The 20,631-nt window shown below is 61.7% G+C and carries 26 protein-coding genes and 1 tRNA gene; 15 read left to right on the top strand and 12 right to left on the bottom strand.

All coding sequences use genetic code 11. The features are described 5' to 3' along the window. On the top strand, positions 1–181 hold a 181-nt coding region (locus tag ROE7235_RS20395; protein ID WP_220669559.1), incomplete at its 5' end, for a hypothetical protein. Positions 182–245: 64 nt separating this feature from the next. On the opposite strand, the gene ROE7235_RS10850 is transcribed toward ROE7235_RS20395, so the two are convergent. Beyond that, positions 246–1,160: a LysR substrate-binding domain-containing protein gene (locus ROE7235_RS10850; protein WP_121095517.1), complete on the bottom strand. Its 915-nt coding sequence runs from the start codon at positions 1,158–1,160 to the stop codon at positions 246–248. A gap of 190 nt (positions 1,161–1,350) precedes the next feature. On the opposite strand from ROE7235_RS10850, the gene ROE7235_RS10845 reads away from it, so the two are divergent. From ROE7235_RS10845 to ROE7235_RS10820, 6 genes are all read left to right on the top strand, one after another. Further along, positions 1,351–2,145 (top strand): pirin family protein, encoded by a 795-nt coding sequence (locus ROE7235_RS10845; RefSeq protein WP_183073470.1) that lies wholly within the window; start codon positions 1,351–1,353, stop codon positions 2,143–2,145. A gap of 61 nt (positions 2,146–2,206) precedes the next feature. Next, positions 2,207–2,839: an isochorismatase family protein gene (locus tag ROE7235_RS10840; protein WP_121095513.1), complete on the top strand. Its 633-nt coding sequence runs from the start codon at positions 2,207–2,209 to the stop codon at positions 2,837–2,839. Positions 2,840–2,943: 104 nt separating this feature from the next. Beyond that, positions 2,944–3,483: an NADPH-dependent FMN reductase gene (locus ROE7235_RS10835; protein WP_121095511.1), complete on the top strand. Its 540-nt coding sequence runs from the start codon at positions 2,944–2,946 to the stop codon at positions 3,481–3,483. Between the two features lies 1 nt (position 3,484). Continuing rightward, positions 3,485–3,730, top strand: coding sequence for a DUF2798 domain-containing protein (locus ROE7235_RS10830; RefSeq protein ID WP_121095509.1), 246 nt, complete (start codon positions 3,485–3,487; stop codon positions 3,728–3,730). Positions 3,731–3,830: 100 nt separating this feature from the next. Continuing rightward, positions 3,831–4,523 carry a DUF4386 domain-containing protein gene (locus ROE7235_RS10825; RefSeq protein WP_121095507.1) on the top strand — a complete coding sequence of 231 codons (693 nt, stop codon included), beginning with the start codon at positions 3,831–3,833 and terminating at the stop codon, positions 4,521–4,523. A 264-nt stretch (positions 4,524–4,787) separates the two neighbouring features. Next, positions 4,788–5,573 (top strand): SDR family oxidoreductase, encoded by a 786-nt coding sequence (locus ROE7235_RS10820; protein ID WP_121095505.1) that lies wholly within the window; start codon positions 4,788–4,790, stop codon positions 5,571–5,573. A gap of 163 nt (positions 5,574–5,736) precedes the next feature. Here ROE7235_RS10820 and ROE7235_RS10815 read toward each other — a convergent pair whose 3' ends face one another. Continuing rightward, positions 5,737–6,105, bottom strand: a complete 369-nt coding sequence (locus ROE7235_RS10815; protein WP_121095503.1) for a hypothetical protein — start codon at positions 6,103–6,105, stop codon at positions 5,737–5,739. Between the two features lie 35 nt (positions 6,106–6,140). Continuing rightward, complete coding sequence (locus ROE7235_RS10810; protein ID WP_121095501.1) at positions 6,141–6,761, bottom strand: glutathione S-transferase family protein; 621 nt, start codon at positions 6,759–6,761, stop codon at positions 6,141–6,143. A gap of 92 nt (positions 6,762–6,853) precedes the next feature. Between ROE7235_RS10810 and ROE7235_RS10805 the strand changes: the two genes are divergently transcribed. Further along, positions 6,854–7,807, top strand: coding sequence for a LysR family transcriptional regulator (locus ROE7235_RS10805; protein ID WP_121095499.1), 954 nt, complete (start codon positions 6,854–6,856; stop codon positions 7,805–7,807). A gap of 405 nt (positions 7,808–8,212) precedes the next feature. Here ROE7235_RS10805 and ROE7235_RS10800 read toward each other — a convergent pair whose 3' ends face one another. Genes ROE7235_RS10800 through ROE7235_RS10790 form a run of 4 tightly spaced genes read right to left on the bottom strand, consistent with a single transcriptional unit; the run spans position 8,213 to position 9,752 of the window. Beyond that, positions 8,213–8,845 carry a LysE family translocator gene (locus ROE7235_RS10800; protein ID WP_220669558.1) on the bottom strand — a complete coding sequence of 211 codons (633 nt, stop codon included), beginning with the start codon at positions 8,843–8,845 and terminating at the stop codon, positions 8,213–8,215. Continuing rightward, a complete protein-coding gene (locus ROE7235_RS20390) occupies positions 8,845–9,081 on the bottom strand; it encodes an anthrone oxygenase family protein (protein ID WP_220669557.1) in 237 nt (78 codons plus the stop codon). The genes ROE7235_RS10800 and ROE7235_RS20390 overlap by 1 nt, the downstream gene beginning before the upstream one ends. Positions 9,082–9,096: 15 nt before the next feature. Then, a complete protein-coding gene (locus ROE7235_RS20385; protein WP_220669556.1) occupies positions 9,097–9,351 on the bottom strand; it encodes an anthrone oxygenase family protein in 255 nt (84 codons plus the stop codon). After that, positions 9,348–9,752 (bottom strand): hypothetical protein, encoded by a 405-nt coding sequence (locus ROE7235_RS10790; RefSeq protein WP_121095495.1) that lies wholly within the window; start codon positions 9,750–9,752, stop codon positions 9,348–9,350. The genes ROE7235_RS20385 and ROE7235_RS10790 overlap by 4 nt, the downstream gene beginning before the upstream one ends. An 88-nt stretch (positions 9,753–9,840) precedes the next feature. Here ROE7235_RS10790 and ROE7235_RS10785 point away from each other — a divergent pair, with 88 nt between their 5' ends. Both ROE7235_RS10785 and ROE7235_RS10780 read left to right on the top strand, forming a co-directional pair. Further along, positions 9,841–10,437, top strand: coding sequence for a TetR/AcrR family transcriptional regulator (locus ROE7235_RS10785; protein WP_121095493.1), 597 nt, complete (start codon positions 9,841–9,843; stop codon positions 10,435–10,437). 73 nt (positions 10,438–10,510) lie between these two features. Beyond that, the gene (locus ROE7235_RS10780; RefSeq protein ID WP_245963938.1) at positions 10,511–10,777 is read left to right on the top strand and encodes a chorismate mutase; all 267 of its coding nucleotides are present in this window, start codon (positions 10,511–10,513) and stop codon (positions 10,775–10,777) included. A 109-nt stretch (positions 10,778–10,886) separates the two neighbouring features. On the opposite strand, the gene ROE7235_RS10775 is transcribed toward ROE7235_RS10780, so the two are convergent. Together ROE7235_RS10775 and ROE7235_RS10770 are read right to left on the bottom strand one after the other, a co-directional pair. Further along, positions 10,887–11,501 (bottom strand): isochorismatase family protein, encoded by a 615-nt coding sequence (locus tag ROE7235_RS10775; protein WP_121095489.1) that lies wholly within the window; start codon positions 11,499–11,501, stop codon positions 10,887–10,889. A gap of 283 nt (positions 11,502–11,784) precedes the next feature. Then, positions 11,785–12,264 carry a VOC family protein gene (locus tag ROE7235_RS10770; protein ID WP_121095487.1) on the bottom strand — a complete coding sequence of 160 codons (480 nt, stop codon included), beginning with the start codon at positions 12,262–12,264 and terminating at the stop codon, positions 11,785–11,787. A gap of 340 nt (positions 12,265–12,604) precedes the next feature. Here ROE7235_RS10770 and ROE7235_RS10765 point away from each other — a divergent pair, with 340 nt between their 5' ends. Both ROE7235_RS10765 and ROE7235_RS10760 read left to right on the top strand, forming a co-directional pair. Then, a complete protein-coding gene (locus ROE7235_RS10765) occupies positions 12,605–13,003 on the top strand; it encodes a helix-turn-helix domain-containing protein (RefSeq protein ID WP_121095485.1) in 399 nt (132 codons plus the stop codon). Positions 13,004–13,061: 58 nt separating this feature from the next. Next, positions 13,062–13,247 (top strand): hypothetical protein, encoded by a 186-nt coding sequence (locus tag ROE7235_RS10760; protein ID WP_121095483.1) that lies wholly within the window; start codon positions 13,062–13,064, stop codon positions 13,245–13,247. A 344-nt stretch (positions 13,248–13,591) separates the two neighbouring features. Here ROE7235_RS10760 and ROE7235_RS10755 read toward each other — a convergent pair. Both ROE7235_RS10755 and ROE7235_RS10750 read right to left on the bottom strand, forming a co-directional pair. After that, positions 13,592–13,667 (bottom strand) — tRNA-Val (locus ROE7235_RS10755). Between the two features lie 54 nt (positions 13,668–13,721). Further along, the gene (locus ROE7235_RS10750; protein WP_121095481.1) at positions 13,722–14,588 is read right to left on the bottom strand and encodes a LysR family transcriptional regulator; all 867 of its coding nucleotides are present in this window, start codon (positions 14,586–14,588) and stop codon (positions 13,722–13,724) included. 99 nt (positions 14,589–14,687) lie between these two features. On the opposite strand from ROE7235_RS10750, the gene ROE7235_RS10745 reads away from it, so the two are divergent. The 3 genes from ROE7235_RS10745 to ROE7235_RS10735 are packed head-to-tail and all read left to right on the top strand — an operon-like array spanning position 14,688 to position 19,380. Then, positions 14,688–16,250 (top strand): proton-conducting transporter transmembrane domain-containing protein, encoded by a 1,563-nt coding sequence (locus ROE7235_RS10745; protein ID WP_121095479.1) that lies wholly within the window; start codon positions 14,688–14,690, stop codon positions 16,248–16,250. A 22-nt stretch (positions 16,251–16,272) separates the two neighbouring features. Next, a complete protein-coding gene (locus tag ROE7235_RS10740) occupies positions 16,273–18,651 on the top strand; it encodes a YbcC family protein (protein WP_121095477.1) in 2,379 nt (792 codons plus the stop codon). Positions 18,652–18,708: 57 nt separating this feature from the next. Then, positions 18,709–19,380, top strand: a complete 672-nt coding sequence (locus tag ROE7235_RS10735) for a class I SAM-dependent methyltransferase (RefSeq protein ID WP_220669555.1) — start codon at positions 18,709–18,711, stop codon at positions 19,378–19,380. Here the strand turns inward: ROE7235_RS10735 and ROE7235_RS10730 are convergent. After that, positions 19,372–20,592, bottom strand: coding sequence for an MFS transporter (locus ROE7235_RS10730; protein ID WP_121095475.1), 1,221 nt, complete (start codon positions 20,590–20,592; stop codon positions 19,372–19,374). The two genes, ROE7235_RS10735 and ROE7235_RS10730, sit on opposite strands and share 9 nt — an antisense overlap. Positions 20,593–20,631: the final 39 nt, after the last annotated feature.

Genomic DNA, 20,631 nt, shown 5'->3' with positions numbered 1-20,631 from the left:
TCCGCAAATTAGCCAAGATCTTTCCTGCGCCGCAGCAAATGCGCAAAGCCTGACAGGAAAGGCGCGCGCGCCCGGTTTGGAACGACTATTTCTGCGCTCGCAAACGTCTGTTTTTCCACAGAATCGGCGGATTCCGGAAGTTCGCCGCAGAAGCGAGTGCAACTGGGATCCATTGCGATAGCGGACCTTCAGCCGTCCCCCCCGCCTGCACCAGCATCCGTATGGTCAACACGAAAGGAGGGTCGCTACACTCTGCTGCCACCGTTCATGACATCCGGCAATTCGCGGCGCAGAAAGGCTGCGAAGGCGTCGACCTGAGGCGGGTTACCTCGACGCTCATGCATCAGAAGGCTGATTTCCGGCAATCCAGCGGTCCAGTCCGGAAGCAGGCGGCTCAGCCGCTCTGCCGCGACATCCGCGGCGCACACATAGGCCGGCAGGGCCACCACGCCGAGCCCTGCCGCGGCCGCCTCCTTCAGGGAGACCATGTCATCACAGCGCATCCGCACGGCGTATGGAACCGAGGCGGTGCTTCCACCAGCTCCCTGCAACGACCAGGCGCTGCTCCCGGGGCGCCAGCCAAGCGCAAGACCGGCCTGGCCTTCGAGGTCGGTCGGCGACGCGGAAGCCCCGAGGTGTTTCGCGAGGCCGGGTGAACCAAACAGGTGCCACGGGACATCCGTGATGCGCCGTTGGATCAGGCCTGAGTCGGGCAGCAGCCTGGCATGGCCCCGGATGGCCAGGTCGATGCCATCGCCGATCATGTCGGAATAGTCGTTTGAGGCTTGGAGGTGCAGGACGACGCTCGGGTTCTCGGCCAGGAAGCGCGGCAGGATCCGGCTGAGCGCGAACTGCGCGACCCCGACTGAACAGGACAGGGTGACGGTGCCCTCCAACGCGTTCTTATCTTTGCGCACCGCCGCTTCGGCGGCCACCATGCAGTCCAGCGCCATCTTGGCATGACGGTAGTAGGCTTCGCCGGCCTCGGTCAGCGACATGTGTCGTGAATCCCGGTTCAGGAGACGCGTGCCAAGGGTCTCTTCGAGGGTCTTCACTTGCCGACTGATCCGCGATTTGGGAATGCCCAGCGTCCGAGCTGCCGCCGAGAACCCCTGCTTCTCAACGACATGCACGAGGTAGTAGGCGTGATTGAGGTCCATGGTGCCGCCGATCTCGCTTGCTTCTATGGTTCTAAATACAGAACGGAGGGTTCCAAAATCAACGTATTCTCCGCATCCCGTCCCATCCGTAGGTTCATATTCAGCACAGGAGGCGAATATGACTACGCAACACAGACTTCGAACCCACGCTCCCCGCGCCACGATCGCCGCGGTTCAGCACGGGGAGACAATGACCCGTGGCACGGGCTTCGAGGCGCTCAGCTTCATCCATCGCCAGCTCGATGGGCTGATGGACCCGTTGATCATAGTCGATCACTTCACCATGACCGAGCCGACCTTCGCACCCCATGCCCATGCAGGGATCTCGGCGGTGAGCGTGCTCTTCGAGGACAGCACCGGCAGCTTTCGCAACCGCGACTCGCTGGGCAACGACATCGAACTCGCCCCGGGAGACCTCTACTGGCTGAAGGCCGCCCGCGGCGCGGTGCATGACGAGGCGCCCACGCCCGGCTCGCGCACTCACGCTCTGCAGATCTTCGTCAATCTGCCGGCCGCGCAGAAGATGGACGCCCCCGCCGCGCGCCATGTCGCCGCCACGGAGATGCCGGTTATCCAAGGCCCGGGCCATCGGGTGCGAGTGATGACCGGCCGAAGCAACGGCGTCGTCGGTGCCACCCCGCCCGCCATGCCCTTCACCGTTCTCGATATTGCCCTGCAGGCGGGAGGCCAGTTCACCCATCGTGCTGCGCCCGGAGACGCAACCTGGCTGCACCTCATCCGCGGCGAGGTCGAGGTCGAGCTCGACGGAACACGCCACCCGCTGAGCCGCGAAGCAGCGCTGGTCACCCACGGTGCCGAGGAAATCCGCCTGCTGAGCGACAAAGACGGTCAGGCAGTCCTCCTGGGCGGCACGCCCTTGCGCGAACCATTCGTGCAGAAGGGCCCGTTCGCGATGCGTGACGCGGATCAACTGGAGGCCGTCATCGCCGCCCACGCTGCCGGCAAATTGGGCTCTGTCGACTGAGCTCCCTTTCACCCTGAACCGAAACCCCAACCAACCCACTTAAAAGAATGAGGAAATCAAGATGACCTATATCAATCCCGAACCCATGACCCAGGACAACACCGCGCTCATCCTGGTCGACCACCAGGTCGGCCTGATGACCGGCGTGCGAGACTATCCGGTCGCCGAGCTCAAGCACAATGTCGTTGGGCTGGCCAAGGCCGCCAAGGCATTGGGTCTGCCGATTGTCACCACCACCACCTCGGCCGAGACGCTCTGGGGACCCGCCTTTCCCGAGCTGGTCGAAGCGCTTCCCGACAACGCGTTTATCGACCGCACCTCTGTAAACGCCTGGGATGACCCGCGCGTGGCCGCGGCGATCGAGGCAACGGGCAAGCTGAACCTCATCTTTGCTGGAGTGTCGCTCGAGGTCTGCGCCGCCTTCCCGGCGATGACCGCGCAGCGCAAGGGCTACAACGCCTATGTCGCGATGGATGCCTCGGGCACGTTCAGCCAGACCAAGCGGGAAACCGGGCTGCTGCGCCTGTCGCAGGCTGGCGTGGTAGTCGCCGATGGCGCGAGCCTGATGGTCGAGATCCTGGCCGACAACGCCCGCCCGGTCGCCGGCGAGGTCTACAGCGCGCTCGACATGGACTGGGCGATGCTGGTCGGACAGGTCCGGGCCAGCGCGGTGCCCGCCGACAAGGCGGCCTGATCACGGTCGAGGCGGCCCTCACCTCATGCGGGAAACGCAGGGCGGGCGCCGCCTTGCTCATATCAAATCGACGAAAACTAATCCCTTCAGACTGGAGAACCCCCATGAAAATCCTGACGTTCGGTGCAAGCAACAGAAAGACTTCCATTAACAAGGCCCTGGCGCGGTTTACCGCGACACTGGTCCCCAAGGCCGAGATGGAGGTCCTGGACCTGGGCGACTACGATCTTCCGATCTTCAGCGAAGATCTCGAGAAGGAGATTGGCCACCCCCCGGCGGCTAAGGCGTTCTTCGAGAAGATCGGCGCCGCCGACGCGTTGATTGTCTCCTTTGCGGAACACAACGGATCCTATTCCGCCGCCTACAAGAACCTCTTCGACTGGGCGAGCCGGATCGATGAAAAGGTGTTCCAGAACAAGCCGACGGTCTTCCTCGCGACCTCGCCGGGTCCCGGGGGAGCGGGCAGCGTGCTGGCATCCGCGAAAAGCTCAGCTCGATTCTTCGGGGCGGACCTGAAGGCGGCGGTTTCCGTCGCCAATTTCTACGACGTCTTCGATACCGAGACCGGGCGCATAGCGGAGGCGAGCGCGCTGGCAGACCTGATCGAAGCGGCCACGGCTTTGGCCCTGCAAGAGGTGGCCTGACATGTTACATCGCAAGCAGGCGCAGCGACTCTCAGGCTCTTTGGTCATGTCGTCCTTCATGTCGATCGCATTGTCAGGCGTGTTCAGCTTCCTGGAGTTCGGACTCTCAATTCAGTGGCTGCAAGTCTGGGGGCATAGCATTCTGATCGCCCTGCCGATCGCGTTCTCGCTGGATATGGTCTTCGGAGACAGGCTCCGCCTTCTCTCGGGCAAGTTGGCCGACAAGGCAGCAAACGCCTGGCCATGATCGTTCAGGTTCGGAAAGGAGGCATAGCCATTCCGGACTTGGTGCGGTGCAAGCCGCCGGCCCAATCGGCCTTACAAAGGCCCTAAAAGGAAACCCGAACATGACGTATTCTACACGATCCCCCGCCACCCTCCGCCTCGCCGGACTGCTCTACCTGGTGATTATCGCCTGCGGCATCAGTGCTGAAATCATGCTCCGCGGCCCACTTGTAGAATTCGGCGATCCAACCGCCACCGCGAGCGCCATTCGGAATGCCGTCGGCACCTTCCGAATGGCCATCGCGGCGGATATCGTCATGGCGGCAGCGGATGCGGCGCTGGCCATCCTGCTTTACGTCATCTTCCGCCCGGTCGCGCCGATCCTGGCGCTCGCTGCGATGGTGTTGCGACTGATCCAGTCCGTGATGATCGCCATGAACCTGATGCACATGCAATCCGCGCTTCTCCTGATCACGGGGGCGCCCGGCCTTGCCACCCCGGAGGCAAATGCGATGGCCCTTCACGCGTTGAACCTGCATGCGCATGGCTACGACCTCGGACTCATCTTCTTCGCGATCAACAGCCTGCTGACCGGCATCCTGATCTGGGTCTCGGGCCTGTTCCCGCGCATCATCGGGGCCGGGATCGCCGCGGCTGGGATCGTCTACCTCGTTGGAAGTTCGCTGAGGTTCTTCGCGCCTGTCTTGTTCGACGCCTTCACGCCCGCCTATGGTGTGACCGTCCTGGCCGAGGGGGCATTCTGCCTTGTGCTGCTCTCAGGTTGGACGCGGCATCGGCGGATACAAGGCGCCTGACGCAGGCGGTCGGCCTGCCGATCGGCGCGCGGCTCGACACGCCGCGGGCCTTGCTAAGAACCGAAGGGATCAACCTATGTCCGCCGTCGCCAAGCTCGATGAACTGTCTCCAAGACAAGGCGTTACTTGGCTGGATCAGCGTCGCCAAACATATCGCGTTGCCTTGCAACATCCCTGCACTGTTTACCCTTGTATGGACTGCCTACTGAAATCGACATTTGATCGTGCCGCAGGCTGACCACGCCCTGGACTGAAAGGAAAATCATGCTCCGACTGAACACTAAAATCTGCATCGTGACCGGCGCGGGGCGCGGCATTGGGGCCGCGATCGCGCGGGCCTTCGCCCGGGAGGGCGCAACCGTTATCGTAACCGACAAGGATGAAGCCAGCGCCGCCAATGTCGCCGGCGAAATCGGTGGAGAGGCGATGCGCCTCGACGTTGCATCAGAGCAGGACTGGGAGGCGATGGCCGAGGCATGGCCCCAATGCGACGTGGTGGTTAACAACGCAGGCATAACCGGCTTTGAGGAGGCCCTGAGCCCACACGACCCCGAGACCGCCAGCCTGGAAGACTGGCGGGCGGTGCATGCGGTCAATCTCGACGGGACCTTCCTGGGATGCCGCTACGCGATCCGTGCGATGCGCCCCCGGGGCTCGGGGTCGATCATCAATATCTCGTCTCGCTCGGGGCTCGTGGGCATCCCAGCCGCGGCGGCCTATGCGTCGTCTAAGGCCGCGGTGCGCAATCACACGAAGTCGGTCGCGCTCTATTGCGCGGAACGGGGCCTCAAAATCCGATGCAACTCCATCCACCCCGCCGCCGTCCTGACCCCGATGTGGGAGCCGATGCTGGGAACCGGCCCCGATCGTCAGGCGCGCATGGCGGCCTTCGTCGCGGACACACCACTGCGCCGGTTCGGTGATCCCGACGAGGTCGCCGCCCTCGCCGTCATGTTGGCCTCGGATGAGGCCGCCTACATGACCGGGGCCGAGCTCAATATCGACGGAGGCTTACTCGCCGGATCGGCGGCGGCGCCGAAGACAGATTGATTATTTCCGGCCAATATCCTGTCCCGAACTACCGCTTCAGGGAAGCTGCACCGCGGCAATGGACGTCCTGGGAATGTCGGGCATGGGCCGATTGTGTCGAAAACTCCGATTTTGGCGAAAACCGCTAAAAAAATGACCTATAGACGCGTCCATAACGCCGCTTTCAGGCCCATCTTTGCACTGCGGCCGCCGTATCCGCCGGGTTGGTGTTGAACGCAATGCGCGTCTGAGGCGCATGTTCGTGAACCACATTTACCAGCGCCTCGAACACAAGAAAATGCTCATCTACCTTGCGAACACCGGCGCCGATCAGAATGACGTTAAACGATTCCGAACCGAGCACTTCTGTGATTTCCGCTGTGGCGGTCTTGGCGCTGTAGAGAAAGCACCATCGGGCGTCATACCCCATGTCGCGCAATGCTGCCTCGTCGGCCAGCAAAGCGGATTCCAGTTTTTCCGCCGTAAGCCCCGGAAACTTGGAAAAGTCCACTGCTGAATGGTGCCAGCCGACCAACAATACTTTCTTTGACATGATCGATTTCCTCGCTTTCGATTGGGTTTACAGTGTCAAATGATTGTGCCGCTTTTGCGCAGCGCACCCTCCACAATCGGGTCACTCTCCATCATCTCGAACAGGCGAGAGATATGGTCGTAGTCCCTCCAGGACTTTGGGAATTTGTCGGTCCATCTGGCCATGACGTAGGCATAGCAATCGGCGACGGTCCGGTGGTTGCGGTAGACATGACCATCGGCACTCACAAGCCCATCGAGATGGGTCATCACGCGGTCGATACGCGCATAAGACGCGGCGCGCACTTGGTCGGTAGCGTCGGACGACGGATCGGCAGTAAAGCGCTGCGGGCCGAAATAGGGCCAGAAGGCGGGATGAAAGTCGCCAGTCAGAAACGCCATTGTCTCGGCAAATTCGAAACGGCCCTGCGTGTCGTCCACTGGGCCCAGCCTTGCGGCAGGGTATTGCTCCGCGATATGGCCAAGGATCGCGTCCGCCTGCGTCATCGCACGGTTGCCGCCGATATCCAGCGCCGGCACCATGCCAAGCGGATTGACCCTGCGATAATCCTCGGAGGACAGATCGGCCTTCACGGGTTCAAAGTCCGCCTCTGCCCAGTCGAGCGCAATCCAGCAGGCCATCGCGCAAGTGCCCGGCCAATAATACAGTTTTGTCATCGGCAACTCCGTTCTCAATATGAGGTATATTTATTTCAACATCTTTGTATGCTATTCATGCATGATAATGAAATGAACATTGAGCATCGGCCATGCACAGGATTGATCTAAAAAAACTCGACCTCAATCTGCTGGTTGTCTTCGACATGCTGATGCATGAACGCAGCGTGTCGCGCGCCGCTGATCGGCTTGGGCTGACACAGCCCGCCATCAGTCATGCCTTGGCGCGGCTGCGGGCTCAGATCGGCGATCCGCTGCTGGTCAGGATGGGCGGACGCATGGAGCCCACGCCATTTGCGATCAACCTCGATGAAAGTATGCGCCCCCATTTGGCAGGTCTGGCGCGGGCATTCGAGTCGAAGGAGACCTTCGATCCGGCTACGTCTCGCAGGGTCTTTCGCATTGTTTTGCCAGATTTTGCCATCCACTGGGTGGCTGACCTTTTGCAGGGTATCGGCAGTGAGGCCCCGCATGTCGAGATACAGTGGTCTGTGCCGACAAACGCAAGCCTGCTTGCCGTGGCAGAAGGTCAGATTGATCTCGCACTGATGCCGCACAAAGCCCGAAAGATTGAGGGAGTCAGCAGCCACCCGATCTGTGAGCTTCCCTGGGGCTGCTATATGCGGCGGGGGCATCCTGCACTTGCGCGCTGGGATCGCGCGGCTTGGAGTGCCTGGCCGCATTTGCAGGTCAGTGTTTGTGACGTGACCCGCAATCCAGTTGCCGAGGCCGCCGCCGCCAGCAACATAGACCGTCGGATCGGAGCCAGCGTCCCAAGTTTCGGCCTTGTGGCGCCGCTGCTTGAGAAGACCGATATGATCGCCACTATGCCGACTTTGGCCCTTGAACGAACCTGCGAGGCGTTCTCCCTTCAGCGCGTGGACTGCCCACTTCCGATACCGACTATGGCGATGGCCTTATTTTGGAGCACACGCTTGGGCGAGGATGAAAGTGGTCAGTGGCTTCGCCAGATATTCGAGGCAGCCATCACAAGTGAACAAGCTACATATTGGTCTGGCACAGGATTGCGCATGGCGACTGTTTGAGGTCTTCATCGCCATATCTACGCAATCTGCGCGTGGCAGAGTCCTACCTTTTGTTGGACCTTCTCGCTCACTGCAGTAACGGTCTGGCCTCCACCTGAGGTTGTGATCGCTGTCATAATGAAGCGCCGATGACGGCTATTGGAGCAGTTGCAGCGAATGCTAACTTCGTCCGCGCTGCTGACTTTGGCCTGCCAGACCATCCGGCGCGACGCCATCGATGACCGGTTTGGGGAAGCTGCACCGCAGCGATAGCCAACTCGGCGGATCTCCGGTCTGGGCCGGTCTTGACAGCGATGAGGGTCCGCCTCTTGGTTTTCGAGGCTGCGCCCTGGCAGGTTGGCCGCGACCCCATTCTTCTAAATTCATGCAGTTCTGATGGATGTCGATGACGTCCTGCCGGGCGGATCAAACCTCGCTGCGGCGGATGAGCGAAAGGGCCGTTCCCAAGGCAATCAAGGTTCCACCACAGGTCCGGTCCATCCATAGCGCGCCTCGATCACTCAGAAGCAGCATCGCCCTGGACCCCAGACTGGCATAGGCCACCATCACCGCGACATCGACCGCGATAAAGATGAGCGCCAGCGTCAGATATTGTGGGATCAACGGGTCCGACAGCGTCAGGAACAGCGGCAGGAAAGCGGTGAAGAACAGGTATCCTTTCGGGTTCGTCACCGCCACGAGGAAGCTTTTCCTGAAGATCGGCAGCGGTTGGCCACTCCCCATTCCCGTTGTCTGCGCCGGAACCGATCCGATCTTGCCAGAGGAGTGCAGCATCTGGACACCGAGCCAGACAAGATATGCCACACCGAGCCATTTCACCACCGTGAACAAGACAGCCGACGTGGCAAGAAAGGCACCAAGGCCAAGCGCCGCCGCGGCGATCAGGACGCCGTCGGAAATCGCAGCCCCCAGGATTCCGTAGCCTGCGCGGGAGACCCCGAAGCGCGACCCGTTGGACAATGCCAGGAGGACCGTCGGTCCGGGCGTCATCACGACGACGACCGCCATCAGGGCAAAGGCGAAAAGCGAAAGTTCCATCAAGTGTTCTCCTGTTTCAGGTGAAGGATAGCCAAGCCTGTCAGCACCAATGCGATGCCGCTGAAAACGGTTCGGACCGTATTCCAAGTCTGCCAGGGTGCAGAGTAATCCTGCCAGATCCGGCGGGCGGTTTCCGTATCGGATGGCACGGCCACCTGGGCGAGCGCCTCGTTCATAGGCACGTTGATCAGCGCTGTTGTGAGGAAGGCGCCGCAGAAATAGACTGCGGCACTCAACCCGAACAGGACTGCCTACAGGCGGCGGTCCCGAGACCATGCGATAGCTGCCGTCAGGCCCAGCAAGATGGGCGTGAGGAAAAAGGCCGGGAAGAACACCGCGTTGCGAACTGACGCGTTCATCGCCTGCATCGCGGCGATTGCGACGTGCGGGTCGGTTGCGTCCAGTCCCCACATGGTCGAGCAGACCCAGGCGTAAAAGAACACAAAGATTGCGCCGATGCCCAGAAGCGAAAGCATCGACATCGGCACCAGAAGGTGTGCCATCATGCGTGCTCGGCTCTTGTCGAGAACGCCACGCAGGTCTCGCGCTGACCGATCCCGCGCAACACTTGAACGATCACCACCAACGCAGCCAGTTGGCCGAGGATCACCGCAGGCCAGATCAGACCGAACTGCGCATCGAAGTATTTCTGTGGGCCAAAGGAGACGAGTGCGGTGAGCGCGGCAACGACACTCAGGCTCCGGCCCGCGGCGTTGGTCAGGGGCTGCACGATAATGGCCGCGACGGCAATGGACACGGAGGCGCCGAGGAAGGGCGCAATACCGAAGAGAGGTGTGGCCGAGGGCGGATGCGGCCTGATCCCGGCATAGAGTGCGGACAGCATGATACCCTGAAGAAGGATCAGCGTTGCGAGAGCGGCGACGGCGTAGCGGTCGGATTGGGTCATTCGAGCACCTCCAAAGGTGTAATTACAGTTACGGTTGCACATATCCGTAATGTAAGTTACGGATGCTGTCAACATGCCGGAGACGAGAATGCGCGAAGAAAAACGCTCTATCCGCCAGCAGCAGATCGAGGCGGCTGCTTATGAGGTCCTGGAGGCGAAGGGCTATGGCGGCACGTCGATGCTGGGCATCGCCAAACAAGCGCGCGCCTCCAATGAGACGCTTTACAACTGGTTCGGCGACAAGCAGGGCCTGTTTCAGGCGTTGGTCGCCCGGAACGCCGCCGAAGTGAAAAGCCATCTCGAAGCGGAGTTGGAAACGGACCACGATGCGATGTCGATCCTGGACACGCTGGGCCCGAAACTGCTCGACCTGCTCACCGGCGACCGGGCCGTCGCCTTGAACCGCGCGGCAGCCGCAGACAGCAGCGGCGAGCTTGGTGCGACGCTGTCGAAGGCCGGTCGTGAGGCGGTTTTTCCGCTTCTCGAACGGGTGCTTCTGCGGGCCAGGAACGAAGGTCAGCTCAACTTCGATGAGACCGGCGAAGCTGTCGGGCTCTACCTCGATCTGCTGATCGGAGACCTGCAAATCCGGCGCGTGATCGGTCGCCAGCCGCGCCCTTCAAGGAAATTCTGCAAGGAACGTTCGGCACGGGCCGTTCGCTACTTCAGGCAGCTGCTGGGTTAGACACACCTATTCTCAAACCAAAGATCGGACGAAAATCATGGATACAGTCAAACCGCCTGAAACGTGTCAATTCATGTCCGAGCTTCGCGCGCAGATCGATGCGATCGACGTCGAACTGATCAAACTGCTGGTCAGCCGAAGCCGATACATCGACCGCGCGATTGATCTCAAGAAGATCGAAGGATTGCCGGCGAGGACCACGGACCGCGTGGCCGAGGTTCTGGACAAGGTAAGCGCGACCGCCTCGGAAAAGGGGCTGGACCCCGGCTTGGCCCGCACGCTTTGGACAGAACTTATCGAATGGTCTATCCAGCGCGAGAGTGAAGAACTCAACGTTTGATGCAACGAGACTGATCGGCCAGCTTTTGGCAATCATCCATTTGTGAAAAGGTGGCGAATTCTCGCTTCGACATGCATTGCCTTCGAGCCTTAAATGGTCGTCCGAAACGTCAAAGAAGAACGCTGCCCAGTTCGGTTGATCGAACAAGGTTCGCATATTTTTGCTGTATATCAAAAAGGTTCGCCTCGTGCGGCCCCTGAGCGCGATCACCTACGCAATCCGATATAACTGTCGGACGGAAATTCGCGCTGATTGCATCGACCACCGTTGCACGGACGCACCCGCTGGTGGTCGCTCCAGCTACAGTGATGGCATCCACGTTTTGACCTCGTAGAAGAGATCCAAGGTTGGTGTCGAAGAACGCCGAAGGTTGCGTTTTGCGAATGACAATTTCCCCGAAGCGCGGTGCCAAGATATCAACAACATGACTGGCTGGGTTGGATTCCGTCAGTTCACTAAGCCTTGGCGCCTTCTCGCACCAGATACCTGCGTCGGACCCGTCTTCAGCGTAGACGATGCGCGTGAAAATGACCGGCAGCTTTCTCTCGCGGAAAGCAGCAAGCACAGGGATCGTCGCGTCTGCTGCTTCGAGGGTGTTACCGCCTCCAAATATTTCAGGGTCAATGAACCCATTCACAAAGTCGACAATTATCAACGCGGTTCGCTTACCTTTGCCAATTTGCCCACCCATTTGCTGCTTTCGATAAATCTCCGTTTCATTCATGGCGGTCCCCTCCCGTCCACAAGCTTACCTTTTACCACGGACAAAAACCACAGATGGCCGTTTTGGACGCTCTGCCGACCTCGGGCTGTTGGAAATGCTGCGGTGGGTATGAACGGCCGTTTCGGTGACGCTGCGGTGCCGCACCGGCGGTCGCTTCGAACGGCCGGACTGGGCCGATCGCGTGAGCTATCCACTTTGCCCAACACAGCCAGCTTCCGCTATGCCGCTGGATTTACGCGGTTCTTCACCAGTGCCTTCGGTTGTTGCGGACCGGTGCACTGATTCATTGCGCCTCCGCCAAGAACGATCCCAGGTCGAAGCGGTCATTCCCCATCTTTAGGCTACCGTCTTCTTGCCAAGGCCAGTCTGCGTGCGGTTTGTCCCAGTAAATCTCGATCCCGTTGCCGTCCGGGTCGTCGAAATAGAGCGCGAGGGATACACCGTGGTCGGCATGGCCATAGATGTTGACGCCTGCATCGGCGACGCGCTTGGCGGCGCCGGCCAGCGCTTTGCGCGAAGGGTATAGAAGCGCGACGTGGAAAAGCCCCGTATGGTGCTTGCCCGGCGGCGTGCCACCGGCGCTATGCCAGGTATTCAGCCCGATATGATGGTGGTAGCCGCCCCATGACAAGAACGCGGCTTGATCGCCATAGCGTTGCATCAGGTTCATGCCCATCACATCGCGCCAGAACGCAATCGCACGCTCAAGGTCAGCGACCTTCAAATGCGTGTGCCCGATGCAAGGCTTGGTCATGCTGTCCATGGCTGTAACCCCTCGATTTACTGTGACAGCTTATGTCCGGGCCGAGATTGGCGCAAGTTTAGCCGCTCGAACGATGTAATGCTGGCCAGCTTGTCATGTCTCAATCAGATTACCGTCTCAAGAAGCCAGCTTCAGCCCAGATGCTTTGTGTATCGTCTCGGGGGTGGAGGATTGCGGCGTCCCCAACCGGCTGGCACCGGCTGCATCCCCATGATCAGAGCGTCATTTTTCTAAGACTTCGGTCACGCCGCTGACCCAAACATCCGTGCAATATCCCCACCCGAATGTTCTGATCTGCTGCGGTAAGTAAGTCTTGCAACCAAAAACCAGCGAGACACCAATGACCAACCCTTACAAAAACACCCCGACCGCACGCTTCATAGCGGACCGCGTGCGGGATCTGTCACACCGAAAAACCCAAGCTGAGATCGCAGCAGAAGCGGGCTTCGTGAACGCCAATTTCATGTCACTGCTGAAATCTGGGAGGAACAAGGTGCCGCTGGATCGCGTGCCCTCGCTCGCACGGGCGCTTGAAGTCGATCCGGCCTATCTGATGCGCATGGCGCTGGACCAGGCTGTGGGCGCAACGGCAGCTAAAGCCATCATCGATATCTTTGGCACGCCAGCAACCGCGAACGAAATCGGGTGGCTGATGGAAGTTCGCGACGCGTCCGACAATACCGATCCGCGTCTCACCGCGCGTTCGCGCGCAGCATTGCGGGGGATTTTCGGCAAATGAGCGATCCTCGTTTGACAGCAATGACACATGGGACCACGGGCCCGGGGGGCCAGTCAGCATGAATGAAGACAGCAGCGATGCGTATATATTCACGCTTCCGACGGCCCCAAGCGGGTCATGGGAGCAGCTGACACGCAACGAACAGGCGTGGATCGAATTCATCAGGATCATTTCTTGTGGAAGTGACCCTAGTATCACGCCCGCGCGGGTGCGCGCGCTGCGGGAGTTGCTGGACAGCACGTGATCCATGGGCGGGGAACTAGTCGTCCTTTTCGGATTTCCTGATTGCGAGCGCTGGTGTGTTTTGGTGAAGCGCGGGGTCAGCTGGTCTGGTTCCGCGCTATGTCATGTGACTGGCGAAGCTTAGCATCAGCAGCATCAGCGCAATGGACGATATGAACTTCAAGCGGGATGGGGCGCTGGTTGAGAAAAGCTCATCCGGTTCCCAGAATCACTGCACAGGAACGTTGTGCATGAGACCATGTCGGGCAAGCTTCAGTGTGAGAGATTGCTACACGATCAAGACCGCATAGTGCTACACAAAGTCAACACGGGCTCTATCTAAGTCATTGTATTTTATGATGTATATGGTGGGTGATGAGAGACTCGAACTCCCGACATCTTCGGTGTAAACGAAGCGCTCTACCAACTGAGCTAATCACCCTTGGCGCGCGATTTAACCGCTTTCACGGGGCTGCGCAAGATCGCTTGCACCTGATTACACCGACAAAAGTTCTGTCACGAGCGGATTGGGAAAACGCCGCGTGCGGGTGATGGCCAGAAAGGTCTCGTCAATCCCGTCAAACTGTTTCAACTCGACCAGCAGTCCCTGGCGCAGTTCGTCCTTCACGGCAATTGGCGGCAGCACGGCGAACCCCGCATCTGCCCGTGCCAGGAGGCGAAGCATGGCCATGTCATCGGCCTCTGCGGCGATGTTCGGGGTAATCCCAAGCTGGTCGATCAGCCCGTCAAACGCCGCGCGCAGCGCGGTTTCGGGCGTGGGAAGGACCAAGGGCGCATAGGTCAGCAACTCTGGCAGGGCCAACGGCGCGCGTGCGGCACGAAGAGGTGTTCCGATCAGGCTGACCGGTTGCGACGCCAAACGCTGCACCCGCCACGGGCTGGCCGCATCGCGCGCGGGCGCAAGATTGGTCAGCACCACGTCATAGGCCATAGCATCCAGACCCCGCAACAAATCGCTCTGGTTGCCGGAGCGCAGGATAACCTCGACATCTTCGCGGCCCACCAGCGGTTCCAGAAACTGCATCTGGAAGTTGCGCGACAAGGTTGCAAGCGCACCTACGCGCAAGGCCCGCCGCACCTGGCCCCGCTCGCGCAAGGTGGCGGACAGGTCTTCGGCGGTGCGAAAGATGGTTTCGGCATGTTCCAGCGCGATGCGTCCGGCTTCGGTCAGCACCAGCCCGCGCCCGCGCCGCTCGAACAGGTCGTGGCCCAAGGCCGCCTCTAGCGACTTGATCTGCGTCGACAGCGCGGATTGCGACAGGTTCAGCCGCCCCGCCGCGCCGGTCAGCGTGCCTTCGGTCGCGACGGCGCGAAACAGGCGCAGATGGTGCAGGTTGAGCATAGTTTCACAAAATAGAACAATTAGCCAAATAATATGTAATTTTTTGAAAGTTTGGCAAGTGCTATCCGCAAAGCTGTAAATTCGGAATGGAGGGCTGACATGACCACCTTATTGCCATTGGGCCACCTTGCCCCGCTGCTTGTTCTGGCGGTGGCGACCTTGGGCTTCGCCCGTCCGGGCCGTCGCCCCGCCTATGTGCCGCAACTGGCCGAAGCCGCCGCCCTTGGCGCGTTGGCGCTGGCCGCGTTGGGTGCTGTGCAACTGGGGATGGGCAGCGCCCAAACCATTGGCACGGGCGCGTTTTCCCTGCGGATGGATGCGGCCAGCGCGACCATGACACTGCTGGTGGCCTTTGTCGGCTGGGTCGTGGTGCGTTACTCGCGCAGCTATCTGGATGGCGAGGCGCAGGAGGGCCGCTTTCACGGCCTGATGCTGATCGCATTGGCCGCGGTTCTAGTGCTTGTCCAGTCGGGAAGTCTGCCGGTGCTGATCGGCTCTTTCATCGCCATTGGTGTGGCTTTAAGGCAACTTCTGCTGTTCTATGACGACCGGGCCGAAGCACGGCGCGCGGCGACCAAGTTCACCCTTGTCTGGGGCGCGGGCGATGCGGCGCTGGTGCTGGCCGCGCTGTGTCTGTGGCAGGCCTTTGGCACCGTTGACGTGGTCGCTCTCGGCACCGTCGCACAAGGCGGCCTGCCGCTGGCGGGCCATCTGGCAGCCGGTTTGCTTGTTCTGGCGGCGGCGCTGAAAACCGCGTCCTTCCCGCTCCATGGCTGGCTGACAGAGGTGATGGAAGCGCCTACGCCGGTTTCAGCCCTGCTGCACGCGGGCATCATCAATGCGGGCGGGTTCCTTCTGATCCGTATGGCCGATGTCGTTCAGGCCAGCCCCGGCGCTTTGGCCGCGCTGGTTATGTTGGGTGGCTTCACCGCCCTGTTCGGCGCCATGGTCATGCTGACGCAAAGTGCCGTCAAGACCGCGCTGGCGTGGTCTACCGTAAGCCAGATGGGGTTCATGCTGCTGCAATGTGGTTTGGGGCTGTGGACGCTCGCGCTGCTGCATATCGTGGCGCATTCGCTGTATAAGGCGCATGCCTTCCTTGCCTCTGGCGGTGCGGTGCGGGCGGTTGTCGGCATCAACCGTCCCGGTCCGATCGCGGTGCCCGGCCTTGGCGCGGTGGCGCGGGCCTTCTTGCTGGCGCTGGCGATCTACGCAGTGGTGGCGCTGGGCTTCGGTGCCGTGGCTGGTACGAAATCGGCGCAGGCACTGGCGCTTGGCGCAATCCTGATCTTCGGGGTGGCCTATCTTGTCGCCCAAGGCTTGGCAGACGCGGCGCCTCGCGCACTGACGCAGCGCACGGCACTTGCATCGCTTGCTGCGGCGGTGGCCTATTTCGCGCTGCATGTCGCGGCAGGCGCGCTCTGGGGGCCGCATCTGCCCGCGCCGCCGGTGCCCGGTGCACTGGAATGGGCGCTGATCGTGCTGGCGCTTGCCTCTTTCGGGTTGATAGCGATTGCGCAGGCACTGTTCCCGCTTTGGGCACACCACCCCGCCACGGCCGGGCTGCGCGTGCACATCGCAAACGGTCTGTATCTGAATGCTGTTCTGGACCGTCTGATCGGCGGTTTGAGCACCCACCGTCACGCTGGCCGGAAAGCCTGACATCATGACAGGAGAAGAGACAATGTTTCACAAGCAGAGCCAGTTCAGCTCCGCCCATATCTCGGGCATTCTGAAAGCCGCAGAGGCCGCGGCGCGCGACATCCCACCGGCTTTTCCTTTGGAAGCCACGGTCGCGGTCAACCCGTTCATGGGCCAGACCGGCGAGGATTTGGCGACCGCCAGCGCGCGGTTGGCGCGGGTCGCGGGCGTGCGGATCACCCGTGCGCGGTCCGACTACGCGCGCGCCGTGGCTGAGGGCACGATCACCGATGAGGATCTGGCAGAGGCGCTGGCGGCCTGCCCCCACATCAATAAACCCGCCGATCTGGCGGCGTTGCATGCCCAGCTAGCCATCGACAGCCCCACACCGCGCGCGCTGCCCACGGTGGCACATCTGGCTGCGACGGCGACGGGCACGGATTGGCCCGCGTTGATCGACCGGTGCTTCGGGCTTTGGGCGGCTGGGTATTTCGACAGGGGCCAAGCGCTCTGGACGCCCGCGCCCGGCCATTCGGCCTTTGCCGGGTGGCGCGAATGGGCCACGCATGACCTGACGCCCGAAATTGCCGGGCTGACCGGGTTTTGCGCCCATGTCGCCAGCGCCCCCGATACGCCGGAACGCGCCATCCTGCGCGCCTCCGAGCGGCTGGGCTTGGGCGAGGATGTCGCCGAGCAGGTTTTCCACCGGTTGCTGATGGATATTGGCGGCTGGTCGCAGCACGCGCGCTGGTTGCTGTGGCAGGCAGAGCTTGCGGGCACGACGGATAGCACCATTACCGACCTTCTGGCCATTCGACTGGTCTGGGAAGAGGCGCTGTTGGAGCTTGCCCCGCAAGCGTCACAGCCTTGGGTGCAGACCCGCGCCGCCCATGCCGCGCCCTTGGTGCCCAGCCCCGCGCAGGTGGTCGATGCCGTGTTGCAAGAGGCCGCCGAGCGCGCGCATCAGCGCGGCCTGAGTGCGGCCATGACCGGGCTGGACGTCACGAACGGTCGGCCAGAGGTGCAGGCGGCGTTCTGCATCGACGTGCGGTCCGAAGTGTTCCGCCGCGCGTTCGAGGCGCAAGATACTGCCATCGACACCATTGGGTTTGCCGGGTTCTTCGGGTTGCCCCTGGCCCACCGCCCCCATGGCACGGACCAGACGCAGATCCATTTGCCGGTTCTGCTGAACCCCGCGCTGACTGCGTGCAGCCATGCTGGCCCCAAGGCCGAGGAAGATGCGCGGATTTCGGCGCGGGCATTGCGCGCATGGGGCCGGTTCCGGCAGGCGGCGGTGTCGTCCTTCGCCTTTGTCGAATCCGCTGGCCCGCTTTATGGCTGGAAGCTGGTCAAGGGCGCGTTAGGGCTGGACGGGGTGAAAGCGGCAAAATCGCCCGCCCCGCAGATCGAGGGCGGTCTGACCGCCGAACAAAAGGCCGATATCGGTGCCAAGGTGCTGACCGCGATGAGCATGACCAAGCACCATGCGCCCTTGGTTTTGTTGCTGGGCCACGGTGCAAGCGTGACCAACAATCCGCATGAAAGTGCCTATCATTGCGGCGCTTGCGCGGGCCAGACGGGCGAGATGTCGGCGCGGATGCTGGCGATCCTGCTGAATGACCCTGAAACGCGCGCCGGGCTGCCCGAGCACGGGATTACCGTGGCGGAGGATGTTCTGTTTGTCGCCGGTTTGCATGACACGACGACGGATGAAATCACGCTCTATGACGACTGCCCCGCAAAGTCGCACAAAGACCGGCTGGAGCAAACCCGCCGCTGGCTGAAAGCGGCGGGCGCGCAGGCACGGGCCGAGCGGGCGCTGCGTCTGCCCGGTGCCACAGCGCAAAGCGTAACCGCGCGCGCCGCCAACTGGGCGGAACTGCGGCCCGAATGGGGGCTTGCGGGTTGTGCGGCCTTTATTGCCGCGCCGCGGGGCGTAACGCGGCACGCCGACCTGCAAGGCCGGGCGTTTCTGCACAGCTATGATTGGCAGGACGATGCGGGCTTTGCCACGTTGGAGCTGATCCTGACCGCACCCGTCGTGGTCGCAAGCTGGATCAGCCTTCAATATTACGGGTCCAGCGTGGCGCCGCATGCCTTTGGCGGCGGTAACAAGTTGATCCACAATGTTGTCGGCGGCATCGGGGTGGTGCAGGGCAATGGCGGCGTGTTGCGCCCCGGCCTGCCGTGGCAGAGCATCCATGACGGCGAAGCGCTGGCGCATGAACCCTTGCGCCTATCGGTGATGATCGAGGCCCCGACCGAGGCGATCTCTGATATCCTGCAAAAACATCCCGACGTGCAGGCGCTGTTCGACAATGGGTGGCTGCACCTGTTCGCGCTGGAAGGTGGCAAAGTGGCCGCGCGCTATCGTCCGGGGCGTGTTTGGGACGGGGCAGCTTTGCAGGCTAAAGCCGCCTGAGCTTGCTGACCCCGCAGTCCCGCGCTATCGCGGATGATGGATGTGACGGGGGTGGCCATGGATAGCGATAAAGCGACACCGGGGCGGGCCGATCTGGCCTGCCCCGTGTGCCTTGGTCCCGCTGTGGAATTCATGACCTTGGCAGCGCGGCGCTACCGGCGTTGCCCGACCTGTCAGGCGCGGTTTCTGGACCCTGCGCATTTCCTGACGGCGGCAGAAGAGCACGCCTATTACCTGACGCACGAGAATACGGTCGATGATCCGGGCTATCGGCGGTTTCTGTCAAAACTGGCCGACCCGCTTTTGGCGCGACTACCGGCGCAGGCGCAGGGCCTTGACTATGGGTGTGGTCCCGGTCCTGCCTTGGCGGCGATGCTGCAAGAGGCGGGGCATCGCGTGGCGCTGTATGATCCGTTCTTCGCGCCTGACCCCGCGCCATTGTCGCAGACCTATGATTTTGTCACCTGCACCGAAGTGGCCGAGCATTTCCACCAACCGGTGACGGAATTTGCGCGGCTGCGCGCGCTGGTCCGCCCCGGCGGCTGGCTGGCGGTGATGACCTGTTTCCAGACCGAGGATGCGCGCTTCGAGCGCTGGCAATACCGCGCGGACCCCACGCATGTGGTGTTCTACCGTGACGCAACCTTTCGTCATCTGGCGCAGGATTGGGGGTGGCGATGCGAGATTCCGTGCAAGGACGTGGCGCTATTGCAGCGTCCGTCAGGCTAATTCGCGGTCCAAGCGCCGGGCAACCCAGATGCAACCTGCGGCTAAAGTCAGACACCAAAGCCCCATGGCCAGCGTCTGCGCGGGAAAATCGACCCCTGCATCTATCAGCACGCCGGTTATGCCCGGCCCGATCGCGGTAGAAAACACCATGATCGTGGTGCCCAGCGACCGGATCGCGCCCAGATGCCGTGTGCCGTAAACCGCAGGGAACAACACGCCCCACAGCGCGCTGGCCGTGCCTTGGGTCATGCCGATCACGCCAAGCGCCACATACCACAGAACGACATTTTCAGCCGGTCCGATCAGCGCCACGCCCAAGCCCATCGGCACCAGCAGCACAGGCAACAGACGGTGCGCGCCGAAGCGGTCCGCGGCCCAGCCTGCCAGAAAGGACGATGCGACGGTGGCCGTGGCAAACGCCGAATAGCCCGGCGCCATTTGCGCAAGGCTCCAGCCCTTTACGTCCGCGATATGCACTTGGTGAAAAAACACCACCGTCCCGATAAAGCCGGGTGTCAGCAGCACCGGCAACAGCGCGGGAAACAGCCAGTGGCGCAGCGCGTCGGCGCGGGTCCAGTGGCGGTTTTGCAGCCCTGTCATGCTGTCGGAATGGGCCATGCCTTGCGGTGTGCGGTCGTTGCGCAGGGCACCCCACAGGATGGGGGCAATCGCGAGCATAAGCACCAACGCCACGCCAACCCATGTGGGCCGCCAACCAATGCCGGCAATCAGTAGCACGACCAGCAGCGGGATCGTGATCTCGCTCGCCGGGTGGCCCAGATTGGCAATCGCCACAGCGCGCCCGCGCGTAGCGTCGAACCAGCGGCCCATAGCTGTCATCGCCATATGCGTGAACATGCCTTGCCCGCAAAACCGCAGCAGGAACACGGTCACGCCCAACAGCCAGACCGACTGGCCCGTTGCCATCATCAACGCAGCACCCGCAAACAACAGCGTCATGACCGGCGCAAGGCGCGACAGCGGCACCGTGTCTGCCAGTGACCCGCGCCAGAACAGCAGGGCGGCAGAGGCAAGCGTGGCCAATGTATACAAGCTGCCCCATGCACCGTCGCTCAGGCCATATACGGTTTTGATCTCGCCCGCGAAGAGCGAGATGAACCATGTCTGCCCGAAGGCCGACGCGAAGGTCAGCAAAAAGCCGACCCCCAGCCAGCGCAGGTTGGTTTTCAGAAAGTGCAAACTGTTTCGCATGACATGGCCTAGATGCCAGACAGATCATTCGGTCCGGAC

The organism is Roseinatronobacter ekhonensis, from assembly GCF_900499075.1.
Classification (GTDB): Bacteria; Pseudomonadota; Alphaproteobacteria; order Rhodobacterales; family Rhodobacteraceae; genus Roseinatronobacter; species Roseinatronobacter ekhonensis.
Note: the sequence above shows the minus strand (reverse complement) of the source record. Positions and strands in the feature narration are given on the sequence as shown.

Bases quoted from the DNA above. Each gene is read 5' to 3' on its own strand.
- ROE7235_RS10850 (WP_121095517.1), bottom strand. From the start codon at position 1,160: ATGGACCTCAATCACGCCTACTACCTCGTGCATGTCGTTGAGAAGCAG.
- ROE7235_RS10845 (WP_183073470.1), top strand. From the start codon at position 1,351: ATGACCCGTGGCACGGGCTTCGAGGCGCTCAGCTTCATCCATCGCCAG.
- ROE7235_RS10840 (WP_121095513.1), top strand. From the start codon at position 2,207: ATGACCTATATCAATCCCGAACCCATGACCCAGGACAACACCGCGCTC.
- ROE7235_RS10835 (WP_121095511.1), top strand. From the start codon at position 2,944: ATGAAAATCCTGACGTTCGGTGCAAGCAACAGAAAGACTTCCATTAAC.
- ROE7235_RS10830 (WP_121095509.1), top strand. From the start codon at position 3,485: ATGTTACATCGCAAGCAGGCGCAGCGACTCTCAGGCTCTTTGGTCATG.
- ROE7235_RS10825 (WP_121095507.1), top strand. From the start codon at position 3,831: ATGACGTATTCTACACGATCCCCCGCCACCCTCCGCCTCGCCGGACTG.
- ROE7235_RS10820 (WP_121095505.1), top strand. From the start codon at position 4,788: ATGCTCCGACTGAACACTAAAATCTGCATCGTGACCGGCGCGGGGCGC.
- ROE7235_RS10815 (WP_121095503.1), bottom strand. From the start codon at position 6,105: ATGTCAAAGAAAGTATTGTTGGTCGGCTGGCACCATTCAGCAGTGGAC.
- ROE7235_RS10810 (WP_121095501.1), bottom strand. From the start codon at position 6,761: ATGACAAAACTGTATTATTGGCCGGGCACTTGCGCGATGGCCTGCTGG.
- ROE7235_RS10805 (WP_121095499.1), top strand. From the start codon at position 6,854: ATGCACAGGATTGATCTAAAAAAACTCGACCTCAATCTGCTGGTTGTC.
- ROE7235_RS10800 (WP_220669558.1), bottom strand. From the start codon at position 8,845: ATGGAACTTTCGCTTTTCGCCTTTGCCCTGATGGCGGTCGTCGTCGTG.
- ROE7235_RS20385 (WP_220669556.1), bottom strand. From the start codon at position 9,351: ATGATGGCACACCTTCTGGTGCCGATGTCGATGCTTTCGCTTCTGGGC.
- ROE7235_RS10790 (WP_121095495.1), bottom strand. From the start codon at position 9,752: ATGACCCAATCCGACCGCTACGCCGTCGCCGCTCTCGCAACGCTGATC.
- ROE7235_RS10785 (WP_121095493.1), top strand. From the start codon at position 9,841: ATGCGCGAAGAAAAACGCTCTATCCGCCAGCAGCAGATCGAGGCGGCT.
- ROE7235_RS10780 (WP_245963938.1), top strand. From the start codon at position 10,511: ATGTCCGAGCTTCGCGCGCAGATCGATGCGATCGACGTCGAACTGATC.
- ROE7235_RS10775 (WP_121095489.1), bottom strand. From the start codon at position 11,501: ATGAATGAAACGGAGATTTATCGAAAGCAGCAAATGGGTGGGCAAATT.
- ROE7235_RS10770 (WP_121095487.1), bottom strand. From the start codon at position 12,264: ATGGACAGCATGACCAAGCCTTGCATCGGGCACACGCATTTGAAGGTC.
- ROE7235_RS10765 (WP_121095485.1), top strand. From the start codon at position 12,605: ATGACCAACCCTTACAAAAACACCCCGACCGCACGCTTCATAGCGGAC.
- ROE7235_RS10760 (WP_121095483.1), top strand. From the start codon at position 13,062: ATGAATGAAGACAGCAGCGATGCGTATATATTCACGCTTCCGACGGCC.
- ROE7235_RS10750 (WP_121095481.1), bottom strand. From the start codon at position 14,588: ATGCTCAACCTGCACCATCTGCGCCTGTTTCGCGCCGTCGCGACCGAA.
- ROE7235_RS10745 (WP_121095479.1), top strand. From the start codon at position 14,688: ATGACCACCTTATTGCCATTGGGCCACCTTGCCCCGCTGCTTGTTCTG.
- ROE7235_RS10740 (WP_121095477.1), top strand. From the start codon at position 16,273: ATGTTTCACAAGCAGAGCCAGTTCAGCTCCGCCCATATCTCGGGCATT.
- ROE7235_RS10735 (WP_220669555.1), top strand. From the start codon at position 18,709: ATGGATAGCGATAAAGCGACACCGGGGCGGGCCGATCTGGCCTGCCCC.
- ROE7235_RS10730 (WP_121095475.1), bottom strand. From the start codon at position 20,592: ATGCGAAACAGTTTGCACTTTCTGAAAACCAACCTGCGCTGGCTGGGG.